We start from the raw sequence: 21,048 nt of genomic DNA on the forward strand, positions 1-21,048 counted from the left end.
AACAACCGAGTCTACTCATATTAAAAATAATGCCAAGAGTGGTCAATTAAAATCGTTAAATCACAAAAATCTTACTCTTATACTATATAAAAGTTTTGTTGAAGCTGCAAAAATCTCCGTTCCGTGATTCGGAACGCACATTCCGTGATTTAGAACCGCCATTCCGTGATTTGGAACGGCCGTTCCGTATCACGGAACGGAGATTTATCCACAAGAGAAAAAACAAATTCATAACGAACGAAAAACAATGATTAAAGTAACTGAACATAGCTTTAGGGTTGCAGAGCGGTTACAATGGAAGTTAAACTCGTTAAAGGAAGTTAGAGAAAAACCCTCGCAGTATGCTCAGCACGATAAAAAGTCGTATCTTTACCAAAGATATTTCGGAAGAAGAAAGAAAATAACACGCAAAAGAAAAACAAAGCAGAAAAAAGAAAAGAGAGAAATATTATGAAGAAAACATTCGCATTATTATGCTTTCTGTGTGCATTCATCATGAATGCCACGGCACAGACATGGGTAGGAACCTGGGCTACAGCTCCACAGGCTGCCGAAAAGAGCAAAGTGTTATACAGCAATACGCCCCACTCCATCAGACAAGTGGTGAAGGTATCATTGGGCGGCGAGGTGATACGACTGAAGCTGAGCAACATCTACAGTTCGGAACCCGTGGTGATACGTTCGGTCTATATCGCCCATGCCAAAGACACATTTGGCGTAGACGCCAAGAGCGCTGAGTACCTGAAGTTTCACGGCAAATACAAGACTGTGATTCCTGCTGGCAAGGCGATAGAAAGCGACCCGCTGAAGTTCAACCTCAGACCTTTGGAGCGCGTTGCCATTACCATCAACTACACCTCATCGCCAGCCAAGCCTACCATGCATCCAGGCTCACGCACCACCTCCTATATCATGAAAGGAGTAACCAATGCTCACTCCAACTTCGAAAAAGCACAACGCGTGAACCATTGGTACACCATCGCAGGCATTGATGTATGGTCGATGAAGAACAACCTGAGCGCCATTGCCATCATAGGAAACTCAATAACCGATGGTCGCGGAACAACCGACAATGCACAGAACCGATGGCCCGACATCATGAGCGAGATGCTGCACCTGAAACATAAGATTACCAATCAGGGCGTACTCAACTTAGGTATCGGATCCAATCAGGTGGTAGTGCCCGGAGGAATAGGCACATTGGCCAAAGACCGATACGACCGCGACATCCTGGGACAATGCGGTGTGAAGAAGGTGATTATCTTCGAAGGTGTCAACGATATAGGAAACACTAAGAGCGGAAACAGCGAGACAACAGCCCGACTGCTGATAGAGAGTTATCAGAACATGATAAAGAAGGCAAAGGCCAAGCGCATGAAGGTGTATCTCGCCACCATCACGCCTTTCAAGGGTGCAGGCTATTACACTTATTTCCACGAGGCATGCCGCCAATACGTGAACGACTGGATACGCAGTCAGGGCAAAGAGAAAAAGGTGGATGGCGTGCTCGACTTTGCCAAACTGATGCAAGATTCTGCCGATGAGCACAGAATGAAGAAGGAATATGTATGCAGCGACTGGCTGCATCCCAACGCCGCAGGATATAAGGTAATGGGAATCTATGCGGCAGAAATAGTCAAATAGATTTGGAGGAGTTAAAGCACTTGAGATTTGGAGGAGTTAAGGAGTTAACTCCATGAAATAACTCCTTATTGTTTTTCCCCACACGCCCTGAAGGGGCAGAAGCTCTTAGCCCAGGGCATCGCCCTGGGTAATTACGGCTGCAAACCTGTCGCCCTGTAAGGGCAAAAGCTTTAAAATACCGGACAATATACAAAGCTTTTGCCCTTACAGGGCGCCTTTCTGATTGTCATTGTACCCAGAGCGATGCCCTGGGCTAAGAGCTTCTGCCCCTTCAGGGCGTGCTGCTTGTGTCCATAACAACCATGGGCTAAGAGTTTTTGGGCCTTCAGGGCGTACTTAAACCACTTGTGAAACTTGAGCCCCTTACTTCAATACGATCTTGCAGTCTTCCAGGCTCTCAACCGTAGCGAGCGCCTCATAGCGCATTCCCTCACGGCGCAGGAAGTCGCCACCATGCTGGAAGGCTTTCTCAATGATAAAGCCCATCGCCTCTATCTTGGCGCCAGCCTTTTCGCAGAGTTCCATCACGCCCTTGGAAGCATTGCCATTGGCGAGGAAATCGTCGATAAAGATGACATGGTCGTCGGGAGTAAGATAGCTGTCGCTCACACAAACCGTATAGTCGCGGTCCTTGGTGAAAGAGTGAACCACAGAAGTAATCATACCCTCCATTGTCTTGGGCTGTTTCTTCTTGACGAAGACCACTGGAAGATGGGTCAGATAACCTACCATGATGGCAGGAGCGATACCCGATGCCTCAATGGTGATGATCTTGTTGTACTTAATGTCCTGGAACAGACGAACAAACTCCTTCGCCAAATCCATCATCAAGATAGGATCCATCTGGTGATTTACGAAACTGTCTACTTTTAAGATTCCACCAGGAAAACATCTGCCTTCCTGCATAATTCTTTCTTTCAGTAAATCCATTATGAATAGAATTTTATAGTAATATTAGCAAATAATTCTCTTTTTATTGTTCCAGATCCTTTGGCAACACGAGGTTGAGAACCACAGCAAGCAGGAAGACCACAGCCACGCAGTTGTCGGCAAACACCGTGCGGACAATCTCAGGGAAGATGTTGAACATGCCTGTAGCCTGGGTGAAGCCAAGGCCTACACTCAGCGAAAGGCTCACGATCACCATGTTGCGCTGTGAGAAGCCCGTACGCGCCATCATACCGAAACCGGCAAAGAGGATGCTACCAAACATCATAATGGTGCAACCGCCCAAAACAGCCTGAGGAATGGTGGTGAGCACATAGCCTATGGCAGGGAACACACCACCGATAATCATTATCAAGGCTCCCATGGCAATGGTGAAACGGTTGACCACACCCGACATGGCTGCCAATCCCACATTCTGACTGAACGAGGTGATAGGAGTACAACCGAAGAGACCAGACACCGAGCTGACGAAACCATCGCAGCAAACGGCAGAGCCCATCTCCTTGGTCTGAGGATTGCGCTTCAGCGCACTGTTGCAGAGGGCAGAAGTATCACCAATCGTCTCTGTGGCTGACACAAGATAGACGGCTACCACCGAGAGGATGGCACCGATATGAAACTCGGGAGTAAAAGGCAGAAGCTGGGGCAAGGCTACAAGCGACAGACCGGTGAGTCCGCTGAAATTGACCATACCCATGCAGCAGGCAAGAATGTAGCCTACTATCAGACCCATAAGAACAGACAGCGAACGGAGGAAGCCCTTGGCAAAAATCTGGCAGAGCAGACAGGCCAACAGGGTAACGCTTCCTACAATCCAGTTGTTCACACTGCCAAAATCGGCTGCGCCCTGTCCACCGGCAAACGAGTTGGCACCTACAGGAAGAAGCGAGAAACCGATGGCGGTAACCACCGTAGCAGCCACAACGGGCGGAATGAGTTTAATCCAATACTTGGCAAAGAGTCCAAGCGTTCCCTCTATCAATCCACCAATGATAACCGCACCAATGAGAGTTCCCATGCCCTGAGAACCGGCAATGGCGATGGCCAGAGAAAGGAAGGTGAAGGAAATGCCCATCACGATAGGCAGGCGCGAGCCAATGCGCCAAACGGGATAAAGCTGTACCAACGTACCGATACCGGCTATGACCATACAGTTCTGGATAAGCACGGCGCTCACTGAACTGTCCAAGCCTACGGCTCCGGCAAGAATCATAATAGGAGCAATGTTGCTCACAAACATGGCCAGCACATGCTGAAGGCCGAAAGGAAGTGCTTTGGCGACGGGCACTCTGCCGTCGAGCTTGTAGAGATTTTCTATTGACTGTTCCATTGTCACATATATGTAATTTCAGAAAGATGCGGCAAAAGTACAAATAAAATCCGAGAAATACTGCCCTTTCATCGCATTATTTGAACAACAGAAGAAAAAATCTGCATCAATAATTTTGTTTTCACTGCAAATAACTGTACTTTTGCAACTACATTTTACTAAACTTCGCATTTGGGGAAGTTAAGTGAAGTTAGTGAAGTTAGAGGGAAGTGAAGGGACAAATGTCCTACGTTTTACGAAAGAAGACTATTGTCTCTTAACTTCCCGAACGACCGTAGGGAGTGATAACTTCTTTAACTTCTATCAATTCCCTCACTTGAGAAACTTGAATTAAAACAACAAGCAATGGAAAATCAATACATCAAGCAGTTCCCTGACCTGATGCAGGGCAAGAAAATCATGTATGTACACGGCTTCCTGTCGTCGGGACAGAGCGGTACGGTAAAAATGTTGCAGGAGTTGATGCCCAATGCCACCATCGTGGCTGACGACATTCCCGTGCATGCCGAAGAAGCCATAGCGATGCTGAAGGATATGCAGCAGAGGGAGAAACCCGACCTGATCATAGGCACCTCCATGGGGGGTATGTTCACCGAGATGCTCCATGGCACCGACCGCATCCTGGTAAACCCTGCTTTCGAGATGGGCAACACCATGAGCAGTATGACGGGAAGACAGGAGTTTCAGAACCCGCGCAAGGACGGTGTGCAGGAGCTGATGGTGAACAAGGGACTCATCAAGGAGTACAAGGACATTACCGCCCTGTGCTTTCAGAATGTTACACCCGAGGAGCAAAGCCGTGTCTACGGACTCTTTGGCGACAAGGACCCAGTGGTTCATACCTTCGACCTCTTCCACGAGCATTATCCACAAGCCATCCGCTTCCATGGTGAGCATCGACTGATAGACAAGGTGGCATTCCATTATCTCGCACCCGTCATCCGATGGATAGACGACAAGCAGAACGGAAAGGAACGCCCCATCGTGTATATCGACTTCGATGCCCTGCACGACAGTTACTGGAAAACCACCAGCTCAATGCACAAGGCCTATGAGATGCTGATAGAATATTATAATGTGTACATTGTGGCACAGGCCCCCACCAACGACCATGACTATATGGCTCGTGTCATGACCTGGGTAGAGGAGTACCTATCTGCCCCAGCCTACAACCACGTCATTTTCTGCAACCAGAAGGCATTGCTCTATGGCGACTACTTCATCGACCCCTGTCCCGACAAGGGCTTCATGGGCACAGCCATCGAGTATGGCAGCGATGAATTCAAGACTTTTGAGGAAATCATCACCTTCTTCGAGCGCTTGGGAGGACAATAAAGATCCTACCCTTATTCGAACTCGATGAGGAAATCGGTGAGCGACTTGTCGGTAGGAATGCCCAACTTCTTTCTGAGTCGGTATCTTGCGCCTTCCACACCACGGATGGTAAGGTGAGTGAAGTTGGCAATATCCTTCGTATTCAGGTTCAGGCGCAAGAGGGCACACACCTTCAGGTCGTTCGACGTGAGGTCGGGATATTTCTCACGCAGACTGCGGAAGAACTTCTTGTGTATCAGGTCGAAGTTGTTTTGGAACGTATTCCAGAACAAGTCGTTATCGCCACTCTTCATCTGCAACAACAGTTTGCTGGCATTCTTGGTGGTGATGGTTCCCTTGCGCATGCCTTCAAGCAAAGTCTCCTTCGCCTCACTGATGGAGTTGTTCATCGCCACCATATCGAAAGCCATGCTTGCCACGTCCTTTCCCTTAAGGACGAGCTCGTTTTCTAAGAGTTGTTTCTGTTGCTCAGCAATGATACGTTCCTGTTCCAACGATTTCATCTTCTGCTCCATCAGCTCTTTTTCGGCAATCTTCTTATTGCGACGAATAATCTTGTTGGTGCGCCAGCGAATAAAGCCATACACCAAAGCCGAGAGCAACAACAGATACATCAGCCACGCCCACCATGAGAGCAGGAAAGGTGTGGGGAAAGAGAAACAATAGACAAGAGGCTTGCCTATGATGTCGCCCTTAAGGTTTTTGACCACCACCGTCAGTTCATAATCTCCAAAGCCAAAGTTGCTGTACACGATCTCTGGCGAATAGGAAGACTCGGTAAGCGTATTGCCTCCACCCTTCAGCGTATAGCAGAACTGCAGTTTGTCGTTATCGTAGTTGGGGAACGACACCCTGAGCCGAATGTTCCCCCATGCCTTCACCTTGCCATCGCTGACCACAGGCAGTTGATGCGCCACATTATCACGGTCCTTTGTCGTCACCTCGCTGAATGAAGCCTGATAGCAGGCGGGATTCTTTCCCTTTTCAGCACCTGTGCCCAAATATCTGCCTATACCATCGTTGAGGAAGAAATAGGTGGCACGACCCGACACATACATCGAATGTCCATAGATGTTGCACTCCTGCCCAAACGAAGAATTGGAGATAAAGAACACCGGCAGGTTCTCCTTACTGCCCGAATGCATGAGCCAATAGCCATCGCTATTGAGCAACCAGAAGGTTTTCTTATCAAGGAAGGCAGACGACACAATGCCCATGTCGCTCAACCTGCCGCAACCATAATAGGGCAATATCTGCTTGCGTATATCATCGTAAGTAAAGAGACGGCCACCATACGAGAAGACCACACGTCCCATGATGGTCATCACATGGAATGCATCACCCTTGCTATTGGGCAACGACGAATAGTAGTTCACCTTCTCAAATCGCTTCATGTCCTTGGAAAGCTCCAGTCGATAGAGACCTTTGCTCATGTGGGCTGCCCAGATGACACCCTGGTTGTCTATTTCTATCTCTCTGATAGGAGCACTGAAGCCTTTCACCGTCCAACCATAGCGCCATTTGTCGCCATCGCGTAAATAAATGCGGAAACTGTTGTAGGAAGACTCTATCAATGCATGCTGACCATAATGCTGATACTCACGCATCATAGTACAGCCCTGATTGTCGTTTAAAAGGTCGAAAGACTGATTGCCCACAAGGGCCTTTGTGCCTAAATTGTTGCCGGCAAACACCTGGTTGTCAAACTGAGATACATACCAGTTTTGTCCTTCGCAGCCATTCACTGGAACTATATTGTGTTCCTTCATGTCATATCGCCACACCGACTGGTTGGTGGCAATATACATATCGCTTCCCAAGGTAGCCACATCGTAGACCATACCGATGCCCTCGAGTCTCATCACCGAAAGGGGCAAACCCGTATGGATAAGGGCGATGCCATTGTCCAAGGCTGCCCATAAGTTGCCCGTTCTGTCCACCAGGAGATTGAGCACGGTATTGTTTCCCAGTCCGTTAGCCTTGCTGTAGTGCCACAACACCTTATTAGTATTGAGGTCGATGGCAAAAATTCCACTCTTGATGGTTCCCAACACCAAGGTATGCTTATTGAGCATGACAGTACGGTTGATCAAGGCTTGTCGGAGCAAAGCATCGACATCAGTACGAACAGGCTTCACCTGCTGTCCGTCGTATAGGAAGAGTCCATTCTGGTTGGTGGCCAACAAGAAATGACTCTTGCCCAACTGGTGCAAGCCCATCACATGATCGTTGCCATAGTCTCTACGATGTAGAATGGGGGGGTAATACGTCTTGCTGACCCGGCACAATCCGTCGGAAATCAATTGAGCATAGAGCTGACCGCCTGTTTGGAAAAACCAGAGCGGCAGATGCTCCTTTATATAATAAGGTGTAACTTTCTTGCCATCGTAAACGAAATAAGAGCAGAATGACTGGAAGTAAATATGTCCATCAGCACCCTTCACGATATTCCATATCTCGTCATTATGCGACTGATATTTTTTGGGCCAAAGAGAATGATACACCATCTTACCCCATTCATCACGCACAAAATAACCAAAGTCGGTATAAGAGCCGACATAGATACGGTCGCCATCAGCAAGAATTGATCGCACCAATCCCTTGCTGGGCAAGGCTATGGTGCGCCACGAATAGCCATCATAACTGAGCACACCATTATTGTTGGCAAAGTACATAATGCCCCTATCATCCTGCGTACAGCACCAGTTCTGCATGCCATAATGATAAGTGAACGAGTTATAGTATGAGATAATAGGCATAAAAATCTGTGCCTTTGTCATCATTGGACATAGACAAAAGATTAACATGACAAGCCATAAAAACTGCTTTTTCATTCTTTGATTTAGACGGGTTTGTGGTTATGTATTTGCAAAATTAATAAATTTATACCATCTACCAAAGAAAAAAGGCAAAATTTTGTCGTTTTTCTATCTTTCTCTTTTCCAAACGTTTAGAAATGGGCATCGTAGTAAAATCGTAGTGCCAAGAAAGCGCATCGTAGTTATATCGTGGCAACAAATTTGCCCAAACCTTTAAAAAGTATTTACTTTGCACAGCAGTTTTGAATTAACAATTATCTTAAAACAAAAAAACATGAAAAAGAACCTATTATTATTCATTTGCGCTTTTGTAGCCCAGCTGGCATTTGCCCAAGCTCAGGCTGTCAAAGGTACTGTCTTGGATAGTTCTGGCGAACCAGTCATTGGCGCCACTGTCAAAGTACTCGGTACAAAGCAAGCTACCGTTACGGACATAGACGGTAACTTCACCATCCAGGAAGTTAATCCTAACGCATCTATCAACATTTCTTATGTGGGTATGCAGCCTGTTACCCTCAAGGCTTCAGGCAACCTCAATGTCACATTGAAGGATGATTTCCAGAACCTCAACGACGTAGTTGTCATCGGTTACGGTTCTGCAAAGGCCAAGGATCTTACCTCTCCTATCACCGTTATCAAGGCAGCCGACATCCAGTCAACTCCCTCATCATCACCCATGACTGCCCTTCAGGGTAAGGTGGCTGGAGTGAACGTTGTAAGCAGCGGTACTCCTGGAGCCGGTCCTACCGTACGTATTCGAGGTACAGGCTCTTTTGCCAACAGTTCTCCTCTTTATGTAGTAGACGGAATGTTCTACGACGACATCAACTTCCTTAACAACGAAGACATTCAGGAAATGTCGATCCTTAAGGATGCTTCTGCAGCTGCTATCTATGGTGTGCGTGCAGCAAATGGTGTAGTTATCATCACGACAAAGAAGGGTACCAAGGGGCAGAAGGCCAAGATTACCTACGACGGTTACATCGGATTCCAGAAGGCTACCAATGTGTTGGAAATGGCCAACTCTCAGGAGTATGCCACCATGTTGATGGAAGCTAACTACGATGCTTACTCTCCTACGATGAAAGCAGCCATCGACCGCTTTGGTGGCAGCTATGCTGACAGCGATTTCCACAAGTGGACTTATGGTGCTGATACCGACTGGTACAAGGAATTGCTACGCACAGCAGTTATCACCAACCACAGCGTAGGCATCAGCGGTGGTAGCGACAAGGCTACCTACTCTCTCGGTATCAGCTACCTCTACCAGGATGGTATCATGGATACAGAAAACAACTACAAGCGCCTCAACTTCCGTGCAGCAGTAGACTATGATGCTACCAGCTGGTTGAAGGTCGGTTTCAATGGCGTATTCAGCAAAAGTGATCAGGTATTGCCAAACAATGCCGCATGGCAGCAGGCTTTCAACACACCAAGTCTCATCCCAGTATTCGACGAGCAGAACGCACAGGCATTCCCTGACAAATATGCTACGCCAAGCAGCATCGGTCTGTCTACAAACTTCAAGAACCCTGTAGCTACAGCAAAATACTACGATGCCAAGAACGAGTTGCGCCAGTACATGACCAACTTCTATGCACAGATTAATCTCCTGCCACAGAAGTTGAACTTCAAGACTAACATCAGCTACAACTTCCAAGACATCAATGGTTCTGTGTTTACTCCTACTTACTATGTTAGTGACTCACAGCAGAGCAACACTACCAACCTCAACAAGAGCAACTCACAGTACAGCAGCTATATCTGGGACAACACCATTACCTATAAGGATAGCTACGCCAAGCACAACTTTGGTGCTATGTTGGGTGCTTCTATGCGCCAGGAGACCTATAAGAACTTGTGGGGCAATGCTACTGGTGTACCAGAGGGAAGCGATGCTTACCATTATCTGAGCCAGGGTAATCCTACAGGTCGCACATTGGGCGATGGTGGCACAAGATACAGAGGCTTGTCATACTTCGCACGTCTGAACTACGATTACGACAGCAAGTATTACCTGATGTTCACCATGCGTGCCGATGGTTCTTCTAAGTATCAGGACCAGTGGGGTTACTTCCCTTCAGTAGGTGCTTCTTGGGTTATCAGCGAAGAGCCTTGGATGAAGGACGTGAAGGCTATCGACTACTTGAAACTTCGTGCAAGCTGGGGTAAGCTCGGTAACGACCACGTTGCAGCAAGTGACGGTTTTGCATCTATCGCCACAGGTAACGGTGTTTCCGGCGTATTCGGCAACACAACTATTCCTGGCTTCCAGAACACAACCTACTTCAGCTGGCTGCAGTGGGAGGTGGTAGATGAAATCAACGTAGGTTTCAACCTCTCTACTCTCCAGAACCGCTTGAACATCGATGCAGACTACTTCCATCGCATGACTAAGCACGCTGTTATCTCACCTCGCCTCTCTTTCGACAATAAGACATTGGCAGGCAACTATGGTAAGATTCTGAACCAAGGTTTCGATTTCTCAGCAACCTGGAACGACAGAATCGGCAAGGACTTCAAGTACCATGTAGGTACCAACCTCTCTTTCCTTAATAATAAGGTAAAGGATCTCGGCGGCGCTTCCATCATCAAGGGTGGAAAGACCGTGAACATCGTAGGCAAGGAGATGAACTCATTCTATGGTTTCAAGGTAGTAGGTATCTACCAGACCGCAGAAGAGTGCCAAAACGACCCTATTGCTGTAGCCAACGGACTGGAGCCTGGTGACTTCAAGTATGAGGACGTAGATCATAATGGCATTATCGACGGTGCAGACCGCCAGACATTGGGCTCTTATATTCCTAACTTTACTTATGGTATCAACCTCGGCTTCAACTGGAAGAACCTCGACTTTGAATTGACAACTTACGGACAGTCTGGTGCACAGATGTTCAACCGCAAGCGTGCCTTGAGATATGCACAGAGCGACTTCAACTTCGACAAGGATCTCTATGAGAATCGCTGGACAGGTGCAGGTTCTACCAACAGCTATCCATCAGCCAAGGCTCTTACAAAGGGCTGGAACGTATCAGACCAGAAGACCAACTCCTTCTTCGTAGAGGATGCTGATTTCTTCCGTATTCAGAACGTAACAGTAGGCTATAGCTTCAAGAACCTGAAGTTGGGTAGCTACACATTGCCATCTATCCGCTTGAGTATGACAGCCGACCGTCCTTTGACTCTGTTTGGTGCCAATGCTTTCACTCCTGAGTTGAGCGATCCTGAGGGATGGGATACAGAAGTTTACCCATTGACAGGCACTTATACATTCGGTATTCAAATTCAGTTCTAACCTTTAAAACATCAAGACAATGAAAATCAATAAATATTTATCAGTATTAGCCCTTGCATCGTTGCTTTTCGGCGCAACGTCATGCAGTGACTACATCGATATCGACCCAGAGAACTCTGTTCCTGAGGAGAAAGTAGACTATACCAACCTCGACAATATGTATATGCCCGTATCGGGTGTCTATGCCAAGGTTAGAACAGGAGCTATGCACTGGGTAATATGGCCTCTGTCTACTGTTCGCGACGGTGACATCTGGTCTGGAAAGCCAGACGACCAAGCCCAATTGGTAGACTTCGGTAATTTCAACTACTCTGATAACAGTTTCTGGGGTCTCAACGAGATGTGGAATCAGTACTATGGCATCATCAAGGTAGCCAACTCTGCCTTAGAGTCACTCGACAGCTATGCCGCCAATGCCACTACCGACGCACAAAAAACTACCAACCGCTCTTATCAGGGTGAGGTAAAATTCCTTCGCGCCTACGCCTACTACCGTTTGGTTCAGGCTTTCGGTCCTGTCACCATTCTGCGTGACAACACTCAGACTAACCTGACACGTTCTACCGTTGCTGCTGTCAACAGATATATGTTGGAAGACTTGAACTACGCCATCCAGAACTGTCCTAAGGTACGTCCTAACGAAATGGCACACATCGGAGCTGTATCTGCATACAGTGCAGAAGCCTTAGCAGCCAAGGTTTACCTCAACATGGGGCAGTACGATAAGGTAGAGGAACTGACCGATGACATCATCAACAGCCAAAAGTTTGAACTCTACGGAGACTTCTATCAGTTGTTCAAAATTCCAGGAAAACTCTGCGACGAGTCTCTCTTCGAATGCCAGTGTACTGACTTCGGTCAGGGTTCCGGCGAGTTGGTAGATGTAGACCAGTGGTTCAACTTCCAGGGTCCAAGCATCTCTGGTCTCAGCAGCCAGGGTCAGCAAATTTCTTCAAGCGGATGGGGCTTCATGGGCTATTCTGACGAGTTCCGTCAGTGGGCAGAAAACCGTGGTGAGCAGGTAAGAGCTACCACAACTTTCCTTGTAGGTGGTACAACAACCCCAAGTGGCGACCAAGTAAAGAAACAGACCAACCCACTAAGAACAAACTGCTGGAACGGCAAGGCTTATACTCCTCTCAACCAGCTGACAGAAGGCAGAAACAAGTATGGTTGCAATAACAACGTTCGTGTACTGCGCTATGCTGACGTGCTGCTGATGAATGCAGAGGCAAAGGTTCGCCTTGGCAAGAATGGTGATACTCCTTTCAACACAGTAAGAACAAGAGCCCAGATGCCAGAGCTGCAGAATGTTACTGTAGACCAGATCTTGGACGAACGTCGCATGGAACTCTGCGGTGAGTGGGGTGAGTATTACAACGACCTCGTAAGAACAGGCAAGGCGAAAAGCGTTCTTGGTGCTAAGGGATGGACAGAAGAAAAGACTTACTATCCATTGCCATTCACTCAGATCACCGACAATGCCGACCTGAAAAAGGATCCTATCGACGAATAACGAGAAAACGTCATTCATATTGAATAATTCATAAGCTCTATTTCGATTTCATGAGCCAGTCCCTCGTTACAGAAGGCTGGTTCATGAATCTTCCGACAACTCATTATCACTATTCGCTACTCACTTTTCATATACTCTATACACACTACTATGCATATCTTCAGAAAAACTCTCTTCTTACTTTCTCTCTTTGTTGCAGGCTTTACATCGCAAGCCAAAGCACAAATCAGCGTCATGTCGTTCAACATACGTTTGGATGCCTCGGTAGACAATGAAAACCGTTGGGACAACCGTAAAGGCGAGGTGGCAAAGATGCTCACCTATTATCAGCCCGACCTCTTGGGCATGCAGGAAGTATGCCCCAACCAGATGGCAGACCTCAAGGCTGCTCTCAATGACATATATGAGGGCATCGGTGTAGGACGAGATGACGGAAAACATCAGGGCGAACACAGCCCAATCTTCTATAACAAGCACAAATTCAGTATGGTAAAGCATGGCGACTTTGCCTTGAGCGAGACACCAGAACGGTTCGGAAAGAAGGGCTGGGACGCTTCTTACAACCGTGTTTGTACCTGGGCGATACTGAAAGACAAAAAAACCGGCAAGCAGGTGGTATACTTCAACACCCACCTCGACAACGACGGTAAGATAGCACGCAAGGAAGGCATCAAGCTCATCCTTTCCAAGATGAAGAAAGTAGCTAAGAACATGCCTGCCATCATCACCGGCGACTTCAATTGTACCGATGATGAAGAGCCTTCTGCCATACTGAGAGCCAACAAGATGGAAAACGCCCGCAACAAGGCAGCCATCGTTTATGGTCCAGACTGGACATGGCACGATTACGGCAGACTGCCACTCAACGAGCGAAGCATTATCGACCATGTCTTTATCAGCAACCAGCTGAAAGCTACTCGCTACAGAGTTATCGGTGATAAGCCCGACAAGGTTTATCTGTCCGACCACAATGCAGTATTCGTAAACTTAGAATATACAAAATGAATACACACGGATGTCTACCGACCACGACCGCCATCTGTATGTATATTATCCCGGAAAATCCTTTTCCAACATTATCAGAGAAAAAGCACAGAGAGTCATCAATGTCAAGATGACTGCTCCTGTGCAACCTCGCTCCTTTCTTCACAGAGAAAAAACGCCCCATGGTAACATCCCTACAATAAAAAAAGACACAATAACTAAAAGATATTCTGATGATGAAAATAACCAAGACACTTATCTCATTGCTGCTTCTGTCCTTAACCTGGACATCTTGCAGCGCCTCGGCAGACAGTTCTACCGACAAGAGCGACAAACCAGGTACCACTCCTGCCGTAACAGGCAGACCCTCCTCATTTGCCAACGATGAGGAAATGCTCGACTACATTGAGAAGACCCACCTTAATTATATGTGGGATGGAGCCAACCCCAACTCCGGGCTGGCACCCGAGCGCATTCACCTCGATGGTATCTATCCACAGAACGACAAGCATGTGGTGACTACCGGAGGAAGCGGATTTGGCATAGCCGGCCTGCTGGCAGGTATAGACAGAGGTTACATCAGCCGTACCGAGGGTGTGCAGCGCCTTACCAAGATAGTAGATTTCTTAGGAAAAGCCGACCGATTCCATGGTGTTTGGTCGCACTGGATAGACGGCAATACAGGAAAGACCGTTCCTTTCGGACAGAAAGATGATGGTGGCGACCTCGTAGAAAGTTCATTCCTCATGGCAAGTCTGCTGTGCGTACGCCAGTATTTCGAGAATGGCAACGAACAGGAGAAACTCTTGGCAAGCAATATTGACAAACTGTGGAAAGAGATGGAGTTCGACTGGTACCGACGTGGCGGACAGGACGTGCTGTACTGGCACTGGTCGCCAAACTATGGCTGGGATATGAACTTCCCACTCGAAGGCTACAACGAATGCCTCATCACCTATATCTTGGGAGCTTCCTCACCCACCCATTCTATCCCGGCAGACTGCTATCACAAGGGATGGGCAAGGAGCGGCGGCATCAAGAGCAATGCCAAGCCCTACGGCTATCCTCTCGAACTGAAGCACAATGGCGCCGAACAGACTGGCGGTCCGCTGTTCTGGGCACAGTATTCCTATATCTGCCTCAACCCCAAGAACCTGAGCGACACGTATGCCAACTACTGGAATGTGGTGAGAAACCATGCCCTCAGCGACTATGAATACTGCGTGCGTAACCCGAAGGGATACAAAGGCTACGGCAAAGACTGCTGGGGACTGACAGCAAGCTATTCGGTAAACGGATATTCTGCCCATGCGCCCAACAACGACTTAGGTGTCATCACACCTACAGCTGCTCTGTCATCATTCCCATATACACCTACAGAGTCTATGGCTGCCCTGAAATACTTCTGGAACAAGGGCAACTGGATTTGGGGCAAATATGGCTTCTACGATGCCTTCTCGGAGACTGCCCACTGGACAGTACCCCGCTATCTTGCCATAGACCAGCTGACCATCACCCCTATGATAGAGAACTATCGCTCGGGACTGCTCTGGCGACTCTTCATGAGTTGTCCTGAGATACAACAGGGACTCGAGAAACTCGGATTCAAGAACAATTAAACAGACTTAGACATATGAAGACAAAAAACATTCTTGCAGCATTTACCCTGCTGGCAGCAAGCCTCTGCCCCACCATGGCACAGGCCCAAAGCGATGAGGCTAAGATGAACACCTTCATCGATAACCTGATGAATAAAATGACGCTGAAAGAAAAACTCGGTCAGTTGAACCTTCCTGTTACAGGAGATATCGTTACCGGCCAGGCAAAAAGCAGCGACGTGGCAAGCAAAATCAAGCGTGGCGAAGTAGGCGGACTCTTCAACCTGAAAGGTGTTGAGAAAATCAAAGAAGTACAGAAGATTGCCGTAGAACAGAGCCGCCTGCACATCCCACTGCTCTTCGGTATGGACGTGATACATGGTTACGAGACCGTATTCCCTATCCCCTTCTCGCTCTCATGCTCATGGGATATGGAAGCCATCAAGCGTACAGCCCAGATAGCCGCACAAGAATGTTCGGCAGATGGTATCAACTGGACTTTCAGTCCTATGCTCGATATCTGCCGCGACCCACGATGGGGACGTATGGCAGAAGGAAGCGGTGAGGACCCATACCTCGGTTCGTGCATCGCAAAAGCCATGGTGGAGGGTTATCAGGGACAGAATCTGGCAGCTCCCAACACCGTGATGGCTTGCGTGAAGCACTTTGCACTCTATGGCGGTGCAGAAGCAGGACGCGACTACAACACGGTGGACATGAGCCACTGGCGCATGTTCAATTACTATATGCCTCCCTACAAGGCTGCTGTTGACGCCGGCGCTCTGAGCGTGATGACCTCATTCAATGTGGTGGACGGCGTTCCCGCAACAGGCAACAAATGGTTGCTTACCGATGTGCTGCGCAAGATGTGGGGCTTCAAAGGAATGGTGGTAACCGACTATACTGCCATCCTGGAAATGACAGCCCACGGACTGGGCGACCTGCAGCAGGTTTCAGCCATGGCACTCAATGCAGGTACCGATATGGACATGGTGGCTGACGGATTCTTAGGCACTATAGAGAAGTCTATCAACGAGGGCAAAGTTACGATGGAAACCGTCAATACAGCATGCCGCCGCATCCTGGAAGCCAAATACAAGTTGGGACTCTTCGACGACCCATACAAATACTGCAACGTGAAACGCGCCAAGAAGGAAATCTACACTCCACAGAACAGAGCCTTCTCACGCGAGATAGCTGCCAAGACTTTCGTGCTGCTCAAGAACGAAGGCAATCTGTTGCCTTTGCAGCGCAAGGGCAAGATTGCCCTTATCGGTCCGTTGGCTGACAATTCCAAGAACATGTCGGGTACATGGAGCGTTGCGGCCCGTCTCGATGACAACAAGACCATCCTCGGTTCTATGAAGAAGGCACTGGAAGGAAAGGCAGAGGTTCTCTATGCCAAGGGCTCCAACCTGATGTATGATGCCAAGCGCGAAGCTGATGCCACCATGTTTGGCAGAGAGATGCGCGACAGCCGAAGCAACGAGGAAATGCTGAAGGAAGCACTCGACGTGGCTCAGCAAGCCGACATCATCGTTGCTGCTGTGGGCGAGTCGTCAGAGATGAGTGGCGAATGCAGCAGCCGCACCAATCTCGAGATGCCCGACGCACAGAAAGACTTGCTCATAGCCCTGAAGAAGACGGGCAAACCTATCGTACTCGTCAACTTCTCGGGCCGTGCCACCGTCATGACATGGGAACAGGAGAATTTCCCAGCCATCCTCAACGTTTGGTTTGGTGGTTGCGAATCGGGCGATGCCATCTGTGACGTTCTTTTCGGTGACAAGGTGCCAAGCGGAAAACTTACTGCCACCATGCCTAAGAGTGTAGGTCAGATACCTCTCTACTACAACCATCTGAATACGGGACGGCCACTGAAAGAGGGTAAATGGTTCTCTAAGTTTACCAGCAACTACCTCGATATAGACAACGACCCACTGTACCCATTCGGTTATGGTCTGTCGTACACCACCTTCAAATATGGCAAGCCTACGCTCTCAAGCAACACAATGACCAACAACGAGACGATCAGTGTAAGCGTAGACATCACCAATACGGGAAATTACGATGCTGACGAAATAGCTCAGATGTACATACGCGATCTGGCTGCCAGCGTTTCTCGCCCAGTAAAGGAGCTGAAAGGCTTCGAACGCATCTCTATCAAGAAGGGAGAGACCAAGACCGTCACCTTCACCATCACCCCTGAAGACCTGAAGTTCTACAACCAGGAGTTGGAATACAAGAACGAGCCTGGCGAGTTCGAGGTAATGGTAGGTCCTAACAGCAAGGATGTACAGACCCTCACCTTCACATTGAAATAACGACTTATACACGGAATATGAAGAATATGAAAAATATCTGGCTTATATTGACATTCCTCTTGGCATGGGCTTTTCCAAAGGTCCATGCCGAGAATACGGTAAAGATTCTCGCCATAGGCAACAGCTTCTCTGAAGATGCCATTGAGCAGAACCTGCACGAGTTGGCTGATGCCGAAGGCATACAGACCATAGTGGCCAATCTATATATCCCCGGATGCTCGCTCGAAAGACACATACAATGCGTAAAAGGCGACCTGAAGGCATATAGATACAGAAAGACAGGAATAGACGGCAAGATGGTGGAGACACCCAACAAGCAGGTGAGCGAAGCCTTGAGCGAGGAAGACTGGGACTATGTGAGCGTACAGCAGGCAAGCCATTTCTCTGGAGTCTACTACACATACCAGCCCTATCTCAACGAACTGATTGCCTATGTGAAACAAAAAGCACCCAAGGCTAAGATTATCTTCCATCAGACATGGGCTTACGCTCAGACTTCCAACCATGACGGCTTCCGCAAGTATGGCAACAGTCAGGCCACCATGTTCTCTTCCATCTTAGGCGCAGCCAAACAGGCTCTCAAGGATGCACCTATCGACATCTTGGTGCCGGCAGGAACAGCTATACAGAATGCCCGCACATCGAGCTTGGGCGACAACCTGAACCGTGATGGCTACCATCTGCAGTTGGTGTACGGAAGATACACTGCTGCCTGTACTTGGTTTGAGGCTATCTTCAAGAAGTCGGTTGTAGGAAACAGCTATGCACCCGAAGGAATAACACAGCAACAGAAGAGCATCGCACAGAAAGCTGCCCATGCTGCCGTAAAACATCCTTTCGTGATTACGCAGATCAAGTAAGAGAGGAAAAGGCGAACAACAACCTAAGTTTGTAGGTTTTTAACAAGATATCCATCGTAACAAAAAAACGTCCCGACGCAAGGAAATCCTGCATCGGGACGTTTTGTTTATTTTTCAGACTTCGCACCTCGTAAGGATAAAAGCGTTTATAAAAGGGAGATAGCGCTCTTAATACTCTGTCTTCTCAGTACTTTCTTCCCACATACGGAAAGCCCCCAAAGCCTCATCGCGCATCAAGGCAATCATCGGCTTATGGCGATCTGCTATCTTGCGGTCGATCTCCTCATAGATAAACTCATCATCGAAACCAATCTTCGCTGCATCCTGACGATTGTTGGCATAATAGATACGGTCGAGATGCGCCCAGTAGATAGCGCCAAGACACATGGGGCAAGGCTCGCAAGAGGTATAAATCTCACAACCCTTCAAATCAAAAGTGTGCAAGGCACGGGTAGCCATACGGATGGCATTCACTTCGGCATGAGCCGTAGGGTCTTGGTCTATGGTAACACTATTGGAGGCCTCAGCCACGATAACACCATCCTTGGCAATGACGGCTCCGAAAGGACCACCACCATGGCGCACGCTGTTCTCTGACAGGAGGATAGCTCTTTGCATCAGTTGTTCTTTTGTCATGTTGTTCGAGTTATTAGTTATACATTCTCATCCCATTTTTTTAAAATCGGGGTTACAAATATACAACTTTTTAACGAATAAGCCACATCTTAGGAGTATAAATATAAGGGACTTCTGACTTTTTCACAAGTTTTATACCTGTTTGATGCTTAGGCAAATGCGTAAAAGAGACAAAAGTCCGCACTTTTATGAAATTTCATCGAAAATATTTGGCGATTCAGAAATAAAGTCCTATCTTTGCAAACAGATATAGGTACGAAAATAAAAAATAGAGAATATAAGATTGGGGATTCCGATGCTATACAGGCACCGGGATTCTTTATTTTTTACCCCATCTCTAAGAACACATTATTAATAATAATAAACAATAAGAAAAATTATGGCTTACATGTCACAAGAAGGTTACGACAATCTCGTAGCTGAACTAAAACAGCTCGTTTCTGTGGAGCGCCCTAAGGCATCAGCCGCAATTGCTGAGGCAAGAGACAAGGGTGACCTGAGCGAGAACTCAGAGTATGATGCCGCCAAGGAGGCACAGGCTCATTTGGAAGACAAGATCAACCGCATCAAGCTCACCATTGCCGAGGCTAAGATCATCGACACCAAGCAGCTCAGCACCGACTGTGTGCAGATCATGTCGAAGGTGGAGATGACCAATATGGCCAACAAGGCAAAGATGAATTATACCATCGTGAGCGAGAGCGAGGCCAACCTGAAGGAGGGCAAGATTTCTATCAAGACTCCTATCGCACAGGGCTTGCTCAACAAGAAAGTGGGCGAGATTGTGGAAATCAAGATTCCACGCGGCACTATCAAACTGCGCATCGACAAAATTTCATTCGAGTAAAAATAAGGAACTATCATAAGGGCAGACAAACCCCTATGGCAGTTCCTTTTTTATGATATGTAAGCCAAACAAATATATACAGAGAATGAGAGATGTCGGTGTGTGGCACGACACATGCTTTGCAACGACAGATTTTGATTAACAATAAAAACGAAACAGACTATGGCAAGTATTTTCTCAAAGATTGCTGCCGGTGAAATCCCCAGCTACAAGTGTGCAGAAAGCGACAAGTTTTATGCGTTCCTCGATATTAGCCCTATCGGTAAAGGCCACACATTGGTGATTCCAAGAAAGGAAGTTGACTATATCTTCGACATGGAAGACCAGGACCTGGCCGAATTTGAAGTCTTCGCCAAGAAAGTGGCTAAGGCCATCAAGGCTGCCTTCCCCTGCAAGAAAGTGGCACAGGTGGTTCTCGGTCTCGAGGTGCCTCACGCCCATATCCACCTCATCCCTATGAACAGCGAGGCTGATGTGAACTTCCGCAAGGAACATCTCAAGCTATCAGAAGAGGAGTTCAAGGATATCGCAAATAAGATATACGAAGCGTTCAAAAAACTATAATTACCCCAATTCGGGATAACCGAGTGTTTAATACGATATAAATGCAGCGTGAATACGCCTCCTCCCCATTCCATTAGGAGTGGGTAATAACAGAAGGCTGAAAGAAGTTGTTTTGCCCTTAGAATAGTGACAGCTGTTTGGTTTCTTCGATGCAGTATCCCTGCAATGCCTTTGGCTTGTTGTCAAAGAAACAATATGCTCCCAATGCTGAAATAAGGTTCATGATAAAGTTGCTTACAGATCTATGTCGTGAGTGTACAATCTGTGCCGTATTCTTCAGCATATCGTTAATGGTTTCGATAATGTATCTCTTGCGCAGCATCATTCTGTCATAGAACGGCATCAGCT

Annotated in this window: 16 protein-coding genes; 11 read left to right on the forward strand and 5 right to left on the reverse strand. The window is 47.7% G+C overall.

Going from position 1 to position 21,048, the window contains the following annotated elements:
• Positions 1–247 precede the first annotated feature (247 nt).
• On the forward strand, positions 248–454 hold the full coding sequence (locus tag F7D20_RS11235) for a hypothetical protein (protein ID WP_158464116.1): 207 nt from the start codon (positions 248–250) through the stop codon (positions 452–454).
• Positions 451–1,644: an SGNH/GDSL hydrolase family protein gene (locus F7D20_RS11240; protein WP_158464117.1), complete on the forward strand. Its 1,194-nt coding sequence runs from the start codon at positions 451–453 to the stop codon at positions 1,642–1,644. The genes F7D20_RS11235 and F7D20_RS11240 overlap by 4 nt, the downstream gene beginning before the upstream one ends.
• A 363-nt stretch (positions 1,645–2,007) precedes the next feature.
• Here the strand turns inward: F7D20_RS11240 and xpt are convergent, their stop codons facing one another.
• Positions 2,008–2,574, reverse strand: a complete 567-nt coding sequence (gene xpt / locus F7D20_RS11245; protein WP_022252325.1) for a xanthine phosphoribosyltransferase — start codon at positions 2,572–2,574, stop codon at positions 2,008–2,010.
• A gap of 43 nt (positions 2,575–2,617) precedes the next feature.
• Positions 2,618–3,922: a nucleobase:cation symporter-2 family protein gene (locus tag F7D20_RS11250; protein ID WP_158464118.1), complete on the reverse strand. Its 1,305-nt coding sequence runs from the start codon at positions 3,920–3,922 to the stop codon at positions 2,618–2,620.
• A gap of 345 nt (positions 3,923–4,267) precedes the next feature.
• Between F7D20_RS11250 and F7D20_RS11255 the strand changes: the two genes are divergently transcribed.
• A complete protein-coding gene (locus F7D20_RS11255) occupies positions 4,268–5,257 on the forward strand; it encodes a YqiA/YcfP family alpha/beta fold hydrolase (protein ID WP_158464119.1) in 990 nt (329 codons plus the stop codon).
• Between the two features lie 11 nt (positions 5,258–5,268).
• On the opposite strand, the gene F7D20_RS11260 is transcribed toward F7D20_RS11255, so the two are convergent.
• Positions 5,269–8,016, reverse strand: a complete 2,748-nt coding sequence (locus tag F7D20_RS11260; protein ID WP_158464120.1) for a helix-turn-helix and ligand-binding sensor domain-containing protein — start codon at positions 8,014–8,016, stop codon at positions 5,269–5,271.
• A 334-nt stretch (positions 8,017–8,350) separates the two neighbouring features.
• Between F7D20_RS11260 and F7D20_RS11265 the strand changes: the two genes are divergently transcribed.
• From F7D20_RS11265 to F7D20_RS11290, 6 genes are all read left to right on the forward strand, one after another.
• Positions 8,351–11,371, forward strand: a complete 3,021-nt coding sequence (locus tag F7D20_RS11265; protein WP_158464121.1) for a SusC/RagA family TonB-linked outer membrane protein — start codon at positions 8,351–8,353, stop codon at positions 11,369–11,371.
• A gap of 19 nt (positions 11,372–11,390) precedes the next feature.
• Positions 11,391–12,887 (forward strand): RagB/SusD family nutrient uptake outer membrane protein, encoded by a 1,497-nt coding sequence (locus F7D20_RS11270; RefSeq protein ID WP_022252331.1) that lies wholly within the window; start codon positions 11,391–11,393, stop codon positions 12,885–12,887.
• 150 nt (positions 12,888–13,037) lie between these two features.
• Positions 13,038–13,892 (forward strand): endonuclease/exonuclease/phosphatase family protein, encoded by an 855-nt coding sequence (locus F7D20_RS11275; RefSeq protein ID WP_158464122.1) that lies wholly within the window; start codon positions 13,038–13,040, stop codon positions 13,890–13,892.
• Positions 13,893–14,104: 212 nt separating this feature from the next.
• Positions 14,105–15,490 carry a glucoamylase family protein gene (locus F7D20_RS11280; protein WP_194253559.1) on the forward strand — a complete coding sequence of 462 codons (1,386 nt, stop codon included), beginning with the start codon at positions 14,105–14,107 and terminating at the stop codon, positions 15,488–15,490.
• Positions 15,491–15,504: 14 nt separating this feature from the next.
• On the forward strand, positions 15,505–17,793 hold the full coding sequence (gene bglX, locus F7D20_RS11285; RefSeq protein WP_158464123.1) for a beta-glucosidase BglX: 2,289 nt from the start codon (positions 15,505–15,507) through the stop codon (positions 17,791–17,793).
• A 17-nt stretch (positions 17,794–17,810) separates the two neighbouring features.
• Complete coding sequence (locus F7D20_RS11290) at positions 17,811–18,653, forward strand: DUF4886 domain-containing protein (RefSeq protein WP_437182671.1); 843 nt, start codon at positions 17,811–17,813, stop codon at positions 18,651–18,653.
• A gap of 168 nt (positions 18,654–18,821) precedes the next feature.
• Here F7D20_RS11290 and F7D20_RS11295 read toward each other — a convergent pair whose 3' ends face one another.
• The gene (locus tag F7D20_RS11295) at positions 18,822–19,289 is read right to left on the reverse strand and encodes a nucleoside deaminase (protein ID WP_158464124.1); all 468 of its coding nucleotides are present in this window, start codon (positions 19,287–19,289) and stop codon (positions 18,822–18,824) included.
• A gap of 379 nt (positions 19,290–19,668) precedes the next feature.
• Here F7D20_RS11295 and greA point away from each other — a divergent pair, with 379 nt between their 5' ends.
• Both greA and F7D20_RS11305 read left to right on the forward strand, forming a co-directional pair.
• Positions 19,669–20,136, forward strand: coding sequence for a transcription elongation factor GreA (greA, locus tag F7D20_RS11300; protein WP_158464125.1), 468 nt, complete (start codon positions 19,669–19,671; stop codon positions 20,134–20,136).
• Between the two features lie 162 nt (positions 20,137–20,298).
• The gene (locus F7D20_RS11305; RefSeq protein ID WP_022252339.1) at positions 20,299–20,700 is read left to right on the forward strand and encodes an HIT family protein; all 402 of its coding nucleotides are present in this window, start codon (positions 20,299–20,301) and stop codon (positions 20,698–20,700) included.
• Between the two features lie 118 nt (positions 20,701–20,818).
• Here F7D20_RS11305 and F7D20_RS11310 read toward each other — a convergent pair.
• Positions 20,819–21,048: transposase (locus F7D20_RS11310; RefSeq protein ID WP_228114181.1), on the reverse strand; the 230-nt coding region annotated here is incomplete at its 5' end.

Source organism: Segatella copri, from assembly GCF_009495355.1.
Classification (GTDB): domain Bacteria; phylum Bacteroidota; class Bacteroidia; order Bacteroidales; family Bacteroidaceae; genus Prevotella.